The following is a 15701-nucleotide window of genomic DNA, read 5'->3' as shown; positions in this document are numbered from 1 at the left end:
GGCCGTTCGGGAGGAGCGATTCTTCTGCTCCTATGAACCAGCCGACGGAGGCGGTGGCGCCGTAACAGGCGCAAGCGATGAGTGAGATGATCAGAAACGGAATCAGTATGCGGGTAGTTGGAATTGACACCCCGTTGCCATGCGACGGGGTGCGAAGTGGGCGAATTTTTCCCGATAGACCCAGGTATCGAAATCCGGCTTCGCGCAGCAGCCCCAGAGCAATCATCGTCATCAGCAATGAACCCCCACAGTACCCTGCAGTGACCAATGGGTCTTCGATCCGCCAGCTCTCCCCGACAGTGCGGATGCAGAATATCGCGAGTACCGATGTGCCCACCGACCCGATCAGAATTGCCGGGCGAAACCGTTGAGGCCACAGTGGGCGGCTGTCACTGCGAGTGCGGCTGCCGGATTCTGGTGAGCTGGTGCCGCGGCTCGACTCAGTCATTGCGGTGCTCCTGCGCACATTCTCGGAAGGATTCTTCCATGGCTCAATCCCACTCTTTCTGAAGGTATTTCGATGCAAACCAGGTTGCAGCTCCGCCGAATGCCGCGCCGACAACGATCCCTACAGCGGTTCCTGCCCCTGGTGCAATAAACGTGCCGAGGGTTCCGCCTATTTTTGTGCCGATGTATGTTCCTCCGAGGCCGGCGACGGCGCCTGCGCCTTCTGTTATCACAGCCTTAGTAGGGTCCATTCCACCTTCGATATCGTTGTTGATCGCCGGTATCGTCCCGAGCGACGCGGCGAATGGACCGAGTCCCTTCGCAACTCCTGCTGCGAGGTCGTCGCCCGCCGAGATGGCGGCACTCGTCAATGCCTTGTCGGTCACGTCGGTCATGACGCCGATCGTGGACGCGGCGACGGTGGCGGGCACGTCCGGAGCCCAGGAGTGCTCGCCGGTATCGGACTTGACGATTTCCCCCGGCGTCGCCGCCTTTGCCGCGTCTTCCAGTACGGCTACGGCGGTGTTGATGCGACTCATCGCGTCGCCTGCGGCTGCCGCAGCCTGTTGGAGTGCATCGACCAACGCGACACTGAGCTCGGCGGCCTGGCGTTCGAGTTGGAGGGACGCGGTATCGTAGGTCGCGCCCGGTGGCAGCAGCGCGCGAAGAAGTGAGATCTGGTTTGCTGCGTCGACGATGCCGTTGTCGTGCACGGTGAACGATTGATGTTCGGCAGCCCGCACTAGTCCGAGTACGTGCATCCGGGCACCTTCGACGATCGGTGCCCCGGTGCGATAGGCATCGGCGACCTGCAAGAGGGCCCCGGCGATAGCGCTGCCGAGTGAACGTTCCCGGACCACACGGAGGGCTGCGGCATTCGCGGCGTCGCCCTTCCACTGTTCGGCGAGGGCATCCTGATCGTTGAGGAGGCCCTTCATGCGGTCGTCGAGTGAGTCGACTATCGTGTCGAGCCCGTCCGCCGTTGTCCGGAGGGCGTCAGGGTTCCAGGCTTCGACGGCAGAGACGCCGGGACTCACCGGGGCAGGTCCATCGCCGCGAGTGCTGCGACGAAGTCGGCCTCGGCGATCTCGTAGTCGTCTGCCGCGCCGTTCGAGATGTCGGTGACTTCGAGGAGGCGCTGGCGGATGCTGGCCAGTGCTTGCGCCGTAGCGAGGTGGCCGCGTGTACTTGCCTCACTCAATCCTGTGCCGGGAAGTGCTGCGTGCGAGTGTGCGTACGGGGCGCTGGTGTCCCACTCCCCGATCGCATCTGCTGCGCCACTCACAGATGAGGCGAACGCGCGAAGCGCGTGTGGATCTACCTGCAACGTCACAACTGTCCCCCCGACAGAATCCCCCGATGTGTCCGGATATGACGATAGCAGAGCTGCGAACGGCGTATCAGGACCTGATCACGGACCGCCGCAACAGCTTCGGGCAGATACAACATCCCGTTCGGGTTGTATCTGCCCGTTCGGATTGTGACGGTCGTGAAAAATGGAGGGGTGGAACAAAATCGAGCCCTGCCGGTCCCGAAAGGCCGACAGGGCTCGAGGATGCTGCTGGGACGCTACTTGTAGCTGTAGAAACCCTCGCCGGTCTTGCGGCCCAGGCGACCCGCATCGACCATGCGACGCAACAGCGCCGGGGGAGCGTAGTTCGGCTGAGCGAACTCGTCGTACAGCGACTGCGCGGCGTTGAGGGCGATATCGAGACCGACGGTGTCGAGCAACGTCAGCGGTCCCATCGGGTAGCCGCAGCCACCCTTCATCGCGGCGTCGATGTCTTCCTTTGTCGCGTAACCCGACTCGAGCATCCGTACGGCGTCGCACAGGTACGGGATGAGCAGCGCGTTGACGATGAAGCCCGCGCGATCGCCGGCGCGCACCGCAGTCTTGCCGAGGGTGTTCTTCGCGTAGTCGAACACCGTGTCGGCTGCGGCCTCGTCGGTGGTCAGTGCGGAGATGACCTCGACGAGAGGCATCACCGGCACCGGGTTGAAGAAGTGCACGCCGACGACCTTGCCGGGACGCTGCGTCGCCTGCGCCATCTTGATGACGGGGATCGACGACGTGTTGGTCGCGAGGATGCCCTCGGGCTTGACGACCTTGTCGAGCTCGGCGAAGATCTCGGCCTTCAGCGACTCGATCTCGGGTGCGGCCTCGATGACGAGGTCGCGGTCGGCGAACTCGCTCATGTCGAGCGTGACCTTGATGCGGGCGAGGATCGCGTCGGCGTCCTCCTGGGTGACCTTGCCGGACTTGACGCCGCGGCCGATCGACTTCGTGAGACGCTCACGCGCGGCTTCGGCGAACTGTTCGGTCGTCTCTTTGACGAGCACGTCGCTGCCGGCCTTGGCGCAGACCTCTGCGATGCCGGCACCCATGGTGCCGCCGCCGATAATGCCTACCTTTTCGATTGCCACTACACAAACTCCTGATCGATGAGGGATTCTCGACTAAGACCGTATCCGAGCGTGATCAGCGAAGCAGAGCTCGCGACATGACGACGCGCTGGATCTGGTTGGTGCCCTCGTAGATCTGGGTGATCTTGGCGTCGCGCATCATTCGCTCGACCGGGAAGTCCGTGGTGTAGCCGGCGCCACCGAACAGCTGCACCGCATCGGTGGTGACCTCCATGGCGACATCCGACGCGAAGCACTTGGCGGCGGCCGAGATGAAGCCGAGGTTGCCTTCGCCGCGCTCGGCGCGAGCGGCCGAGGTGTAGACCATCAGGCGGGCGGCCTCGACCTTCATGGCCATGTCGGCGAGCATGAACTGCACACCCTGGTTGTCGGAGATCGGACGGCCGAACTGCTTACGATCCTTGACGTAGGTGATCGCGGCGTCGAGCGCACCCTGGGCGAGCCCGACAGCCTGTGCGCCGATGGTGGGACGCGTGTGGTCGAGGGTCGCGAGCGCCGTCTTGAAGCCGGTGCCGGGCTCGCCGACGATGCGATCGCCGGGGATGCGGCAGTTCTCGAAGTACAGCTCGGCGGTGGGCGAGCCCTTGATTCCGAGCTTCTTCTCCTTGGGCCCGACGACGAAGCCTTCGTCGTCCTTGTGGACCATGAACGACGAGATGCCGTTGGCGCCCTTGTCGGGGTCGGTGACGGCCATGACCGTGTACCACGTGGACTTGCCGCCGTTGGTGATCCAGCACTTGGAGCCGTTGAGGATCCAGTCGTCGCCGTCGGCCTTCGCGCGGGTGCGCATCGATGCGGCGTCGGAGCCTGCCTCACGCTCCGACAGCGCATACGACGCCATAGCGCCGTTCACGATGTCGGGAAGGACCTTGGCCTTGAGTTCGTCGGAGCCGCGCAGGATCAGACCCATTGTGCCGAGCTTGTTGACGGCCGGGATCAGCGACGAGGAGCCACACACGCGAGCGACTTCCTCGATCACGATGCACGCGGCAATGGAGTCGGCGCCCTGACCCTCGAATTGCTCGGGCACGTGGATGGCGTTGAAGCCGGACTTGTTGAGGGCGTCGAGTGCCTCCTGCGGGAAGCGGGAGTCCTCGTCGACCTCCTTCGCGTACGGTGCGATCTCTTTCTCGGAGAGTGCGCGGATGGCCTCGCGCAGGGCGTCGTGCTCTTCGCTGAGCTTGAACAGATCGAAATCGGCGTTGAGGGCCATGAGGGCGGAACTCCAATCGGCACGCGGTGCCATTCCAGAGGGTGGATCTGCGCCCACAATAGCGAGCCATGGGGGCGCAACGTCGCGGAATCGTCCAATTCTAACCACGGCACTGAGTGCCAGGTCAATGCACGTGGTGGGGCCTGCTGCAGCGAGCGGGCACTATCCGCCGAGGGTGCGTCGCACTTCTTCCGCTACTGCGGAGGGCGAGGTTCCCGCGGGATACGTCACCACTGTCACGGCACGCGGTGCCTCGGGGGCGGAGGAGGGCTCGGCACCCGGCACCACCCCGAAGGTGCGTCTGATCTCGTACAACTCCCGATCGAGGACCTCCGCGGTCGCGGTGTCGTCACCGCGAATCATTGCCCGCAACAGGAAATTGTGTGCTGACGTCATCGCCGCCGCGAAGCTCACGATCCGGATCGGTTTCTCACCTGGTACGGCCTGACGGAGGAATTCTGTGAACAGTCGCTCGTATCGGTAGGTCGTCACGAGCTCCCGATCGCGCAGGGCCGGCACCCGCTGCACGATCCGGTACCGCCAGACCGAGAGGTCGCGCCGGTCGCGGAAATGGCCGAAGACGAGTTGTGCCGCGTCGCCGCAGGCGGCCCACGGATCGTCGAATTCGCGCGACAGGTACTCCGACACCTGCTCGAGGAGCGACTCGTGATCGGCAAAGATCACGTCCTCCTTCGAGCGAAACTGCCGGAAGAACGTGCGACGGGACACTCCCGCTGCCGCCGCGATCTGCTCGACGGTCGTCGACTCGTAGCCGTATTGCGAGAACAGTCGGATGGCCTGGGTGACGACATGCACCCGGAACTGTGTGGGATCCGGCCCCGCCGAATCGGGACGGCGGCCGGGGACTGTTCCGTGTGACATGACGTCGAGTATCCCGCCTCGCGGGGATTGCTACGTCAGGACCGCGGGGTTTCCGCTGAGCGAAGCTCGAACTTGAGGATCTTGCCTGTCGATGTTCGCGGCAGTTCGAGCGGAAAGACGATGTCGCGGGGGACCTTGTAGCCTGCCAGCAAGCGGCGGGTGTGGGCGATGAGGTCGTCCGCCGTGACCGACTGTGACTCCTTCAGGATGACGAAGGCCTTCGGCCGCTCCCCCCACTTCTCGTCGGGAACACCGACCACCGCGACATCGATCACCGCGGGGTGCGCCATGATCGCCTGCTCCACCTCGACCGTCGAGATGTTCTCGCCACCGGAGATGATGATGTCCTTGGCACGGTCCTTGAGCTGGATATATCCGTCCGGGTGCATGACACCGAGGTCGCCGGTGTGGAACCAGCCACCGGCGAACGCCTCGGCGGTGGCGTCGGGATCCTTGTAGTAGCCGAGCATGACGTTGTTGCCGCGCAGCACTATCTCACCCATGGTCTCGGCGTCGGCCGGAACATCGTTCATGTTGTCGTCGACGATGCGGGCCGTTTCGGCCTGCAGCATGCCGACACCCTGCCGGGACAACAGTGCGGCGCGTTCGTCACCTGTCTTGTCGTCCCACGAATCCTGGTACTCGCAGATCGTGTACGGGCCGTACACCTCGGTCAGACCGTAGACGTGCACGACGGTGATGCCCATCTGTTCGAGTTGCGCGATCACGGTCGGGGACGGTGGTGCACCCGCGGTGGTGATGTGCAGGGGCCGGTCGAGCGTGTGTGCCTGTTCGGCGTTCGCGATGGTCGAGCACACCGCGGGCGCGCCGCACAGGTTGGTCACGCCCAGGTTGTCGATGGCATCCCAGATGGCGTCGGCGCGCACCGCCCGCAGGCAGATGTGAGTGCCACCCGCCGCGGTGACCGCCCACGGAGTGCACCAGCCGTTGCAGTGGAACATCGGCAGCGTCCACAGGTATTTGCTCTGCCCCGTGAATCCGTTGTGGAACGTCTCGCCCAGCGAATTGAGATACGCACCGCGATGCGAGTACATGACGCCCTTCGGCTTGCCGGTGGTGCCCGAGGTGTAGTTGAGGGAGATGACGCCGAGTTCGTCTTCGACGCTCCAAGGCAACGGGGATGCGTCGAGCGAATCGGCGAGCGCGAGAAACTCGTCGTAGCGCGCGGTAACCACGCCAGCGGGAAATTCTGGCGCCGATACCGTCGAATCGGGGACTTCGACGATATCGGTGAGTGTCGGGACGTCGACGCCCGCGAGCGAGCCGACGAATTCGGAGTCGACGAACAGCAGCGACGCCTCGGCGTGGTTCAGGATGTAGTCGAGCTCCGGACCTGCGAGCCGCGAGTTCAGTGCGATAAGCACCCCGCCTGCCAGCGGCACCGCGAAATGCGCGATGAGAGTCTCGGGCACGTTGGGAGTCAGGTAGGCCACCCGGTCGCCGGGCTTGATCCGGCTTTTCAGGACCCGGGCGAGACGCTGGGTCTCCTCGGCGAACTCCGCATATGTGTACCGACGGTCGCCGTAGACGATCGCGGTGCGATCGGGGAACACCGACGCCGACCGCTCGAGGAAGCGCAGCGGGCTGAGCTGACTGTGGTTGGCAGACGCGGCAGAGCGGTCGAGTGCGCTGGACACGGAAACCTCCGGGATCATCGGGAAAGTCGGCGTCACGTGTGATCGTCGCAACACCGGGTTCGGTCGAGGCTACGAATCTCCGAATCGGCGCCGCTACCCTAGAAAGAGGGTGTTAGGAGGAAGCCGCTCAGTGAGTGCTGTGAACCGTGCTGATCTGCTTCGGCCGAGTGACGTCGACACGCTTCGTGCCGAATTGCGGTCGCTCGAGCAGACGACAGGCCTTCCCATTCTGTTCGGAGGCACCGTGCACGGCGCCGATCTGGTGTTGTCCGGTTACGTCGGAACTCGTGGTCGATTCCTCCGCAATCTCGTGATCAGTTCCGAACGTGGGCTCGGCGGACGGGCGATCGCCGAGCAGCGCCCCCGTTCGGTCTCCGACTACTTCACGTCGCGACACATCACCCACGATTACGACAGGCCCGTCGGCGGCGAGGGTATCGAGTCGTTGCTGGCTGTCCCCGTCGTTGTGCGGGGGCGGACCCGTGCGGCGATGTACGGCGGTCTCCGAACGCCACTGCCCATCGGCGACACCGTCACCGAACAACTCGCGCAGTCCGCGCGAGCGTTGGCACGGGAGATCGAGATCCGCGACGAGGTGGATCGTCGGGTGGCACTGCTCGACAACGTCGGAGCGTGCAGCCCGATGGGAAACGGTGAGCGGCTCCCGCGGGCGGTGTCCGACACGATCACCGAAAGCTACCTGGAGTTACGTGAGCTCGCGGCCGGAGCGAACGACCCGGACCTGGAATCTCGGCTGAAGGGGGTCGAGGACAAACTGCGGGCGCTCGGGGGCTCCGGGTCGCAGGTGCCGACAGCGCACCTGACCCCGCGCGAACAGGACGTGCTCGGATATGTGGCCTTGGGCTGCCGCAACGCCGAGATCGCCGAACGCCTGGCCCTGAGTCTCGAAACCGTCAAGAGCTACGTGCGCAATATTCTGGCGAAGCTCGAGGTGCACAGTCGTCACGAAGCGGTGGTGGAGGCGCGTCGGCAGGGTCTATTGCTCTGAGTCGATCCGTCAGGCCGGCTCGGGAAGTTCGGCCTCCGGGCCGGGGACGCCACCGACAGCCGCGACGAGGCGTTCGCGCGCTCGTCCGAGGTGGTCGGCGAGGATCGAGACCGCGAGCTCTCCGTTTCCCGACGCCACCGCATCGAGTATCTGCCGGTGTTCGGTAGCGATGCTCGCCGTGGTCAGCAGATGCTGGCCCTGAACCTGGACCATGCACAATCGCACCTCGGAGACGAGCGAACCGAACATCCTGCTCGTCCGAGGACTTCCCATCGCGTCCACCAGTGAGGTGTGGAAGCGCATGTCGGGTTCGACGATCGCGAGCGGTGCGTTGTCTGTCATGGCGAAGATCTCACCGTTGGCGGTGACGGCAGAGTTGGGAATGTGTGGGCTCTGCGCCAGGTAGCGCAGTGCTGTGGACTCGAGGTGCGCGCGGGTGCGGTAGATGTCGCGGATGTCGTCGGGCCCCAGTTTGGGTACGCGGGCGGTCTTGTGGGCGCTGCGCTGAAGGAGGCCCTCGCCGACGAGTTTTTCGATGGCTGCTTTCGCCGTCGGTCGTGCGACCTCGTAGACCCGCGCGACTTCGGCTTCGGTGAGTGCATCGTCGTGTGCGAGTTCGCCGGAGAACAACCGTCCCCGCAGTTCCTCGGTCAGGGCATCGATGATCGACAGAGTTCTGACACGTCCCGCCATCTCCGGCTCCTTCACTCCACTGTCGAACCGGTGCGCGATTCTTTCACGCTGCGGCCTCACAATCCTTGACTGTCCAGTGTACTTGTCTGACAATCTAGGAATGCCTGGTTCCGCGAACATCGAAGACCTGCACAGCGCACTCAGCAACGATCTGCGCGACCCGCTCGGCGACGCACTCGTCACCGATCCGGATCGGATGTTCGCGTACCGGCGCGACCAGTCGCTGCTGACCGAGGCCGGAATCCCACTGGCACTCGTGCGGGCCCGCGACACCGACGACGTGGTCGAAACGATGAAATGGGCCCACCGGCACGGCGTGCCCGTGGTGACACGCGGCGCGGGCACCGGGTTGGCAGGCGCCGCGAATGCGCTCGACGGCTGCATCGTGCTCAGCGTCGAGAAACTGAACGAGATTCTCCACATCGACACGGCCGCGCGGACCGCGACCGTGCAGCCGGGCGTGATCAACGGCGATCTGGCAGCCGCAGTCGCCGAACGCGGACTCTGGTACGTGCCAGACCCCGGAAGCCGGGCGATCTCGACCATCGGTGGCAATCTCGCAACGAACGCGGGCGGCACGTGCTGCGCGAAGTACGGCGTCACCGCCGATCACGTGGCCAGAATAAAAGCGGTACTCGCCGACGGACGCATCATCCATACCGGTGCAGTGACCAGGAAAAATGTCGCTGGGCTCAACCTGACCCAGCTGCTCGTCGGGTCGGAGGGGACACTCGCCGTCATCGTCGAGGCCACCATGCGGCTCAGGGCGGCGCCGACCGCGGCGTCGACGGTCGTGGCCGCATTTCCGTCCACGGCGCAGGCCATCGAAGCGGTGCTTGCAATCCGCAACCGCGCCGAGCCGTGTCTGCTCGAGCTGATGGACCGCACGACGATCACCGCAGTCAACGAGATGACGCACATGGGACTCGACGAATCAGCGGGCGCACTCCTGCTCATTCAGTGCGACGGCAGAGAAGCCGGTGCCGAGGCCCAGACGTGTGCCACCGTGTGCACGGAGATCGGCGCAACCGAGGTGTACGACACCGACGACCCGGTCGAGGGTGAGGAGTTCATGCAGGCGCGCCGGGTCGCGTTGACCGCCCTCGAACGCCAGGGCAGTACCTTGCTCGACGATCTCGCGGTTCCGGTCCCACGGTTGCCCCAGATGCTGTCGGCGATCGAGCGGATCGCTCAGAAACACAGCCTCGTGATCGGTACGTTCGGACATGCCGCAGACGGCAATCTGCACCCCACCATCGTGTTCGACGCAGCCGACGACGACCACACGCGCCGCGCACGGCTGGCATTCGACGACATGGTGGCGGAATGCCTGGAACTCGGTGGATCGATCAGCGGCGAGCACGGCATCGGAGTCCTCAAGGAGCCGTACCTCGAGCAGATGGTCGGGTCGGTGGAGCGCGAACTGATGAGCAAGGTGAAGGCCGCGTTCGACCCCACCTCGATCCTCAACCCGGGACGAGGGATCTAGCCGGAAGCCCCTACGTGCGACGAAACCCCTCGAAGAACGCCCGGGCCCGTCGCCGAAGTCGCGTCGTCCACGGCTCGGCGACGGTGCTCGCGGGGCGTTCGAGCAGGTCGACGCTGGACGCGCCGCGTAACGGCCAACCGCCGTCGACATCGGTGGAGTCGCGGCCGAGGCCTTCCAGATACACGGCGAAATTCCGTTGCCGCTCGGCGTGCCACGCGGCCTGATCGGCCATGATGTCGAGGTCTGCCAGCTGCGGAAAACGGGCGACGAGCGCGCGCACGAGGTGACCGGCGGCGAGTGCATCGGCCTCGGCTTCGTGCGCGCACGACAACGTCACCCCGTATGCGTCGCACACCGCCGCGAGCGTGCGTTTTCCCGACCGTCCGCGGTCCATTTCCCGGTCGATGACGTACGGATCGGCGACGAGCCCGAACCCGAGGGCGGGTAGTCCGAGGCGCGTTCCTTCGGCGTCCATCACCGTCAAGTCGTAGCTCGCGTTGAATGCGACGACGATGTGCCCCCGGCGCCACGCCTCCAGCAGCGCCTCGCGGATCTCGAGATAGCCGGCCCGGTAGTCCATACCTTCGGCGCGGGCGCGTTCGTCGGTGATGCCGTGGATGGCGATGGTCTCGGCGGGAATAGGGATGCCGGGATCGAGCAGCCACGTGCGGGAGTGGATGCGTTCCCCGTCGAACGTCGCGACACACGCGCTGACGATGCGGGCCGTCCTCGGGTCGCGATCGGTCGTCTCGAGGTCGAACGCGCAAAGGGGTAGGTCGGGCCAGGGCGTCACAGGCAGTTCCCCTATCCGTTCGATGGACATGGTCGGTGGTTCATCCGGCATTGTGTCTGCCGGCACCGACAAGTCCGGCCGCGGTCGAGTCGGGACTGCTGGTGGACGACTCGGAACGAGTCTGCCGGGAACGACTCAGAACGAGTCTGCGCACACGACCATCTCGCGCTCCTCGTAGACGAAGCCGCTGTCGGAGATGGAGCAGTCGTTGACGTCGGTGGTGCCTTCGAGGATCTCGGTGACCCTCTCGCCCTCGATGGCTGTCTCCGAACAGTCGATCCGTTTCGGGTCTTCACCGCCGAGATCCATACAATCGTCGACCTGCCAGTCGATATCGAGACACAGCGCGCCGAGTTCGTTGCCGCGGATGGACTCGTAGTAGGACTGGTCGGAATTGCACTCGTCGCTCGTCGTCACGATGTCGACGACGAGGTAGTTGGAGTCGTCGCTGCCGCAGGTTGCTTCCTCGATCGTGGCGTCGTCGACGGTGCCGCCGAGCAGGACGCAGTCGCCGATTTCGGCGTCGACCTCCAGATCGAGATCGGACGCAGACGGGCTGTCCGAGGTGGTCGGAGCCGAAGTTGTCGTGCGCGAGGAACTGGGCGAGGCCGACGATTCCGTCGCCGACGAGCCGGCTTCGGGCACGGCCCGGAGCTCCACATCGTCGGAACAGCCGGCGACCAACGACACTGCGGCAACGGCTGCGACAGCAAGGCCGGCCGCACGGCGAAGAGTGATCATGGCTGCACAGAGTACGGAACTGGATTGTTCGCTTCGCGCGATGGTTGCTGAACACCCTCTCCGACCTCACGAAACAGCATCGGTGTGATCGAGTTCATGGGCCTTCTGTCGCCGTTGTGAATGGGTCGGCGAAGAGGTCGATCGGTTGCAACCGGCACGCGCAGCGCATCCGGATGCAACGATGAGAATCATGGATCTGCCCGTCGTACCGCCGATAGCGCCCATGCTGGCGAAGGCCTCATCGAAGGTGCCGGAACAACCGGATTCCGGTGCGGCGCAGTGGTCGTACGAGCCGAAGTGGGACGGCTTCCGCGCGATAGTGTTCCGGGATGCAGACGAGGTCGTGTTCGCGTCGCGTGGTGGTAAGGACCTCGCCAGATATTTCCCGGAGCTCGTCGAACGGGTGCGCGCCGAACTTCCCGAGCGCTGTGTGGTGGACGGCGAGATCGTCGTACCGCGTGAACGCGACGGGCACACTCGCTTGGACTGGCAGGCGCTCTCGGAAAGGATCCATCCGGCAGCGAGCCGTGTCGCGATGCTCGCAGAGCACACTCCTTCGCAGTTCATCGGGTTCGACGTGCTGGCTCTCGGCGACGACAATCTCATGGAAGAACCGTTCGCCGAACGCCGTGTGCGGCTGCAGCGGGCCGTCGGTGGCGGCCCGAGCTGCCATGTGACTGCTGCGACCACTGACGCGGAGACTGCGATGCGATGGTTCGAACAATTCGAAGGCGCAGGCCTCGACGGTGTGGTCGCGAAGCAGCTCCACGGGGCATACCGTCCCGACAAGCGCGACATGATCAAGCTCAAACATGCCCGGACCGCCGACTGCGTGCTCATCGGTTACCGCAAGCACAAGAGCGTCGACGGGGTGGGCTCACTGTTGCTGGGGCTCTACCACGACGGTGAACTCGTGATGGTCGGGGGCGCCTCCGCATTCACCACTGTCAGGCGTCAGGAGTTGCTCGCCGAGTTGCAACCGCTACGGGTGGGCGACGATGTGGTCGCGGACGGTGAGCAGACGAGGTGGCGCTCAGCGGCCGACCGCAGCTGGGTCCCCCTGCGTCCGGAACGGGTGCTCGAAGTCGCGTACGACCAGATGGAGGGAACTCCGGAGACCGCAATGCGTTTCCGGCACGCGGCCAGATTCCTCCGCTGGCGACCCGATCGGGACCCGCAGAGTTGCACGTACGACCAACTCGAGGTGCCCGTGCGTTACGACCTTGCCGATGTACTGGACCGGACGGAGAACTGACGGTGGCGACGGGGAAACGATCACCTGCGGAAGAACTCGACGTCGACGGTGTGCCCGTGCGGCTGTCGAACCCGGACAAGATCTACTTTCCCAGGCTCGGCGCGGAGGGTGGCACCAAACGCCACCTCGTCGAGTACTACCGGGCGATCACGACGACCATGGGCGCACCGCTCCTCGACGCGCTCCGGGACCGACCCACCCATCTGCAGCGCTTTCCCGACGGTGTGGAGGGTGAGGAGATCTATCAGAAGCGTGCACCCGCGAAGCGGCCCGACCACGTCGCGACGTGTGAGATCACCTTTCCGTCCGGGCGTAAGGCCGATGCTCTGCGAGTGCGTTCCGCCGCGGATGTGGTGTGGGCGGCCAATCTGGGGTGCGTGACATTCCATCCCTGGGCTGTGCGCTGCGGCGACACGGACAGGCCCGATGAACTCCGGATCGATCTCGACCCGCAACCGGGGACGGATTTCGGTGACGCGCGTACGGTCGCGCTCGACGTGGTCCGGCCGCTGCTCGACGAACTGGGGTTGACGGGTTTCCCGAAGACGTCGGGTGGCCGCGGCATCCACGTCTATCTGCGGATCGTCCCCGAGTGGGACTTCGTCGGGGTGCGTCGTGCCGGGATCGCGCTGATGCGCGAGGTGGAGCGGCGCAGTGGTGACCGCGCGACGACCGCATGGTGGAAGGAAGAGCGCGGCGAGCGGATCTTTCTCGACTTCAACCAGAATGCGCGCGACAAGACCATCGCGTCGGCATATTCGGTGCGGCGAACACCGATTGCGACGGTGTCGACGCCGCTGACGTGGGACGAACTCGCCGATGCGGAACCGGACGATTTCACGATCGCGACGGTGCCCGAGCTGCTGGCGAGGCGACCCGATCCGATGTCGGGTCTCGATGCCGCCGCGCAGTCGATCGATGTTCTGCTCGAGATGGCCGACCGTGACGAGGCTGCTGGACTCGGTGACCTGCCCTATCCGCCGAACCATCCCAAGATGCCGGGCGAACCGAAGCGCGTGCAGCCCAGTCGTGACCGGGAGCTGAACAGTGGGAAGAGCGCCGGGAACAACACCTGACCGAGATTCTGCTGTTATCTCACTGTGGAGCGTGACAGGGCATGTCTCCCTAAACTGTTACCCGAGGGTAGTTGTTCGGATCGTTTGGAGGGCCGCAGGCGTGACCTGGATGAAGATGTCGGGCCGATTGTCGGTGGTCGGCGCGGCGTTGGCTGCGGCACTCGGCGGTGCTCTGCTGGCTGCGGCGCCTGCACAATCGCTGACCTGTTCTGCGCCTCCCGGTGCCCCGACGGAATCCAGTGCGATCCTCGGAACCGAAGCGTGTGGCGCGAACACCGAGGGCCCCGGAGGTGCGTGGAGTTACGGAAGCGGCGGAGTGGGATTTGCCGATTCCCGCGGGGACTCGAGGGTCGGAGCGCTCGGTCTCGACGGTGGGGTCGGAGCTGCCGAGAGTGCCGGAGGACTGCTTGCTGCCGTCGGGGTCGGCGCCGAGTCGCTCGCACTCGGTGTGCTCGATCAGCCGGGTACCGCTGTGGTGGCGACAGGTCCGGGTTCGCAGGCATTCATCGGCGACGCGACCGACCCGGTCCTGTGCGTGGGCGAGATGGCGCTTGCGGCGAACCTCACGACCGGCCAGGGTTGCTTCGTGTACGGGTCCTTGCGGTACACGACGATGCCGTAGTCGCGGAGGACTCGTCTGCTCCGGCAATGCGTACGTGCCGGCATCGCGTATGTGCCGGCAATGAGTATGTAAGGCCTTCCCCGGACTCGCGCCGACACGTAGCGTGTCGGAAACATCCGAGCGGAGGTGCCCATGAGCGTCCGGACGATCGACCGGGGCCAGGTTTCACGAGAGCAGGGTGTCCGAGAACTGCCCCCGACCGCCATGCACGTCGACCCGAGGTTCCTCCCGCTCGCCGACCGATTCTTCGCTCTCTACAAGGAACCGCAACACGGTGGCGGAGCCCTCACCGCATATCTGCACGGCGAGAAGATCCTCGACATCTGGGCGGGTTGGGCCGATCGCAACCGGCGGTGGACCCGCGACACGATGACGCTGTCGTTCTCCACGGGCAAGGGCGTCGCCTCGACCGTCGTGCACAGACTCGCCGAGCGCGGTCTGATCGACTATTTCGCTCCCGTAGCCCAGTACTGGCCGGAGTTCGCGGCAGGGGGCAAGGGCTCGATCACCGTCGCCGACGTGATGACCCACAGCGCTGGTCTGCACCGTGTACGCGGGCTCGTACCGGGCAGCCACGGAATCCTCGACTACGACCGGACGGTCGCCGCGCTCGCCGCGGCACGCCCGGACAAGCGTCGTCATCGCGGTTCGGGCTACCACGCCGTCACCTACGGCTGGCTGGTCGCGGAGATCGCTGCGCGGGTCACCGGGAAGCCGTTCGTCGACGTGGTCGAAACCGAGATTGCCGAACCGCTGGGTATCGGCGACTTCTGGTATCGGGTTCCCGCCGGCGAACGACACCGCATCGCACCGCTGTTTCCACGGATCAGTCCGATGGGGCTGAACTGGGGTATGAGCGCTTCGGTGTTGTCGAGGATCGGACCTACGCGCGGGCTCGCGGAAGCGGCGATGCCCGACGGATTCGACGAACTCGTCCGTGACCCGGCGGTCCACGATTCCGTCATGCCAGGCTGGAACGGCGTGTTCACGGCGCGTGCGCTTGCACGGATGTACGGGGCGATTGCCGCCGGTGGCGTACTCGACGGCAGGCGATTCCTCGATCCCGGGACGATCGCCGAGATGAACAAGGTGCGCCGCCGCGGCCACGACTACGTCCTCGGTGTCCCGATGGCGTGGCGACTCGGATACCACCAACCCGTGTTCGCGAGCACCGAGCGTCCGCGAGGTGCACTCGGGCATTACGGAGTGGGTGGTTCGGGAGCGTTCGCCGACCTCGACTCGGGTCTGTCGCTCGCGTTCACCACCAACCGTCTCGGCGCCGGGGCGATCCCGCTCGGTGACCTGCGTCTGGCCCGGCTCGGAGCGCTGGCACGCGAACTTGCAAGGAAGGCGTGAGCGTAATTCGCTCGGGTGGTGGAGATTGCCGTTCCGGCACGAA

The 15701-nt window shown here is 65.2% G+C and carries 15 protein-coding genes; 6 read left to right on the top strand and 9 right to left on the bottom strand.

Annotated features, from left to right (window positions below):
* Positions 1 to 491: 491 nt before the first annotated feature.
* The 6 genes from ACSYG9_RS07125 to ACSYG9_RS07100 all read right to left on the bottom strand — a co-directional run bounded on the left by ACSYG9_RS07125 (position 492) and on the right by ACSYG9_RS07100 (position 6642).
* Positions 492 to 1484, bottom strand: coding sequence for a hypothetical protein (locus ACSYG9_RS07125; RefSeq protein ID WP_454841831.1), 993 nt, complete (start codon positions 1482 to 1484; stop codon positions 492 to 494).
* The gene (locus ACSYG9_RS07120) at positions 1481 to 1732 is read right to left on the bottom strand and encodes a hypothetical protein (RefSeq protein ID WP_454841829.1); all 252 of its coding nucleotides are present in this window, start codon (positions 1730 to 1732) and stop codon (positions 1481 to 1483) included. Before ACSYG9_RS07120 ends, ACSYG9_RS07125 begins: the two co-directional genes overlap by 4 nt.
* Positions 1733 to 2016: 284 nt before the next feature.
* Positions 2017 to 2865, bottom strand: a complete 849-nt coding sequence (locus tag ACSYG9_RS07115) for a 3-hydroxybutyryl-CoA dehydrogenase (protein ID WP_454842909.1) — start codon at positions 2863 to 2865, stop codon at positions 2017 to 2019.
* Between the two features lie 61 nt (positions 2866 to 2926).
* Complete coding sequence (locus tag ACSYG9_RS07110; RefSeq protein ID WP_440126491.1) at positions 2927 to 4084, bottom strand: acyl-CoA dehydrogenase; 1158 nt, start codon at positions 4082 to 4084, stop codon at positions 2927 to 2929.
* Positions 4085 to 4246: 162 nt separating this feature from the next.
* The gene (locus tag ACSYG9_RS07105; RefSeq protein ID WP_440126490.1) at positions 4247 to 4966 is read right to left on the bottom strand and encodes a TetR family transcriptional regulator; all 720 of its coding nucleotides are present in this window, start codon (positions 4964 to 4966) and stop codon (positions 4247 to 4249) included.
* 35 nt (positions 4967 to 5001) lie between these two features.
* On the bottom strand, positions 5002 to 6642 hold the full coding sequence (locus tag ACSYG9_RS07100; protein WP_440127579.1) for an acyl--CoA ligase family protein: 1641 nt from the start codon (positions 6640 to 6642) through the stop codon (positions 5002 to 5004).
* Positions 6643 to 6754: 112 nt separating this feature from the next.
* Here ACSYG9_RS07100 and ACSYG9_RS07095 point away from each other — a divergent pair, with 112 nt between their 5' ends.
* Positions 6755 to 7633, top strand: a complete 879-nt coding sequence (locus ACSYG9_RS07095; protein WP_454841828.1) for a LuxR C-terminal-related transcriptional regulator — start codon at positions 6755 to 6757, stop codon at positions 7631 to 7633.
* A gap of 9 nt (positions 7634 to 7642) precedes the next feature.
* Here ACSYG9_RS07095 and ACSYG9_RS07090 read toward each other — a convergent pair whose 3' ends face one another.
* Positions 7643 to 8326: an FCD domain-containing protein gene (locus tag ACSYG9_RS07090; RefSeq protein WP_440126488.1), complete on the bottom strand. Its 684-nt coding sequence runs from the start codon at positions 8324 to 8326 to the stop codon at positions 7643 to 7645.
* A 100-nt stretch (positions 8327 to 8426) separates the two neighbouring features.
* Here ACSYG9_RS07090 and ACSYG9_RS07085 point away from each other — a divergent pair, with 100 nt between their 5' ends.
* Positions 8427 to 9815: an FAD-binding oxidoreductase gene (locus ACSYG9_RS07085; RefSeq protein WP_454841826.1), complete on the top strand. Its 1389-nt coding sequence runs from the start codon at positions 8427 to 8429 to the stop codon at positions 9813 to 9815.
* A 10-nt stretch (positions 9816 to 9825) separates the two neighbouring features.
* Here ACSYG9_RS07085 and ACSYG9_RS07080 read toward each other — a convergent pair whose 3' ends face one another.
* Positions 9826 to 10608 carry an exonuclease domain-containing protein gene (locus tag ACSYG9_RS07080; protein ID WP_454841824.1) on the bottom strand — a complete coding sequence of 261 codons (783 nt, stop codon included), beginning with the start codon at positions 10606 to 10608 and terminating at the stop codon, positions 9826 to 9828.
* A 135-nt stretch (positions 10609 to 10743) separates the two neighbouring features.
* Positions 10744 to 11349: an LppU family putative lipoprotein gene (gene lppU, locus ACSYG9_RS07075; protein ID WP_440126485.1), complete on the bottom strand. Its 606-nt coding sequence runs from the start codon at positions 11347 to 11349 to the stop codon at positions 10744 to 10746.
* A 190-nt stretch (positions 11350 to 11539) separates the two neighbouring features.
* Here lppU and ACSYG9_RS07070 point away from each other — a divergent pair, with 190 nt between their 5' ends.
* The 4 genes from ACSYG9_RS07070 to ACSYG9_RS07055 all read left to right on the top strand — a co-directional run bounded on the left by ACSYG9_RS07070 (position 11540) and on the right by ACSYG9_RS07055 (position 15658).
* Complete coding sequence (locus ACSYG9_RS07070) at positions 11540 to 12604, top strand: ATP-dependent DNA ligase (protein ID WP_440126484.1); 1065 nt, start codon at positions 11540 to 11542, stop codon at positions 12602 to 12604.
* Positions 12605 to 12606: 2 nt separating this feature from the next.
* Positions 12607 to 13680 (top strand): non-homologous end-joining DNA ligase LigD, encoded by a 1074-nt coding sequence (locus ACSYG9_RS07065; RefSeq protein ID WP_440126483.1) that lies wholly within the window; start codon positions 12607 to 12609, stop codon positions 13678 to 13680.
* 109 nt (positions 13681 to 13789) lie between these two features.
* Positions 13790 to 14302, top strand: coding sequence for a DUF6764 family protein (locus ACSYG9_RS07060; protein ID WP_454842908.1), 513 nt, complete (start codon positions 13790 to 13792; stop codon positions 14300 to 14302).
* 132 nt (positions 14303 to 14434) lie between these two features.
* A complete protein-coding gene (locus ACSYG9_RS07055; protein WP_454841821.1) occupies positions 14435 to 15658 on the top strand; it encodes a serine hydrolase domain-containing protein in 1224 nt (407 codons plus the stop codon).
* Positions 15659 to 15701: the final 43 nt, after the last annotated feature.

It is taken from the genome of Rhodococcus sp. SJ-2 (assembly GCF_053750035.1).
This window is presented reverse-complemented; position numbering and strand designations above follow the sequence as displayed.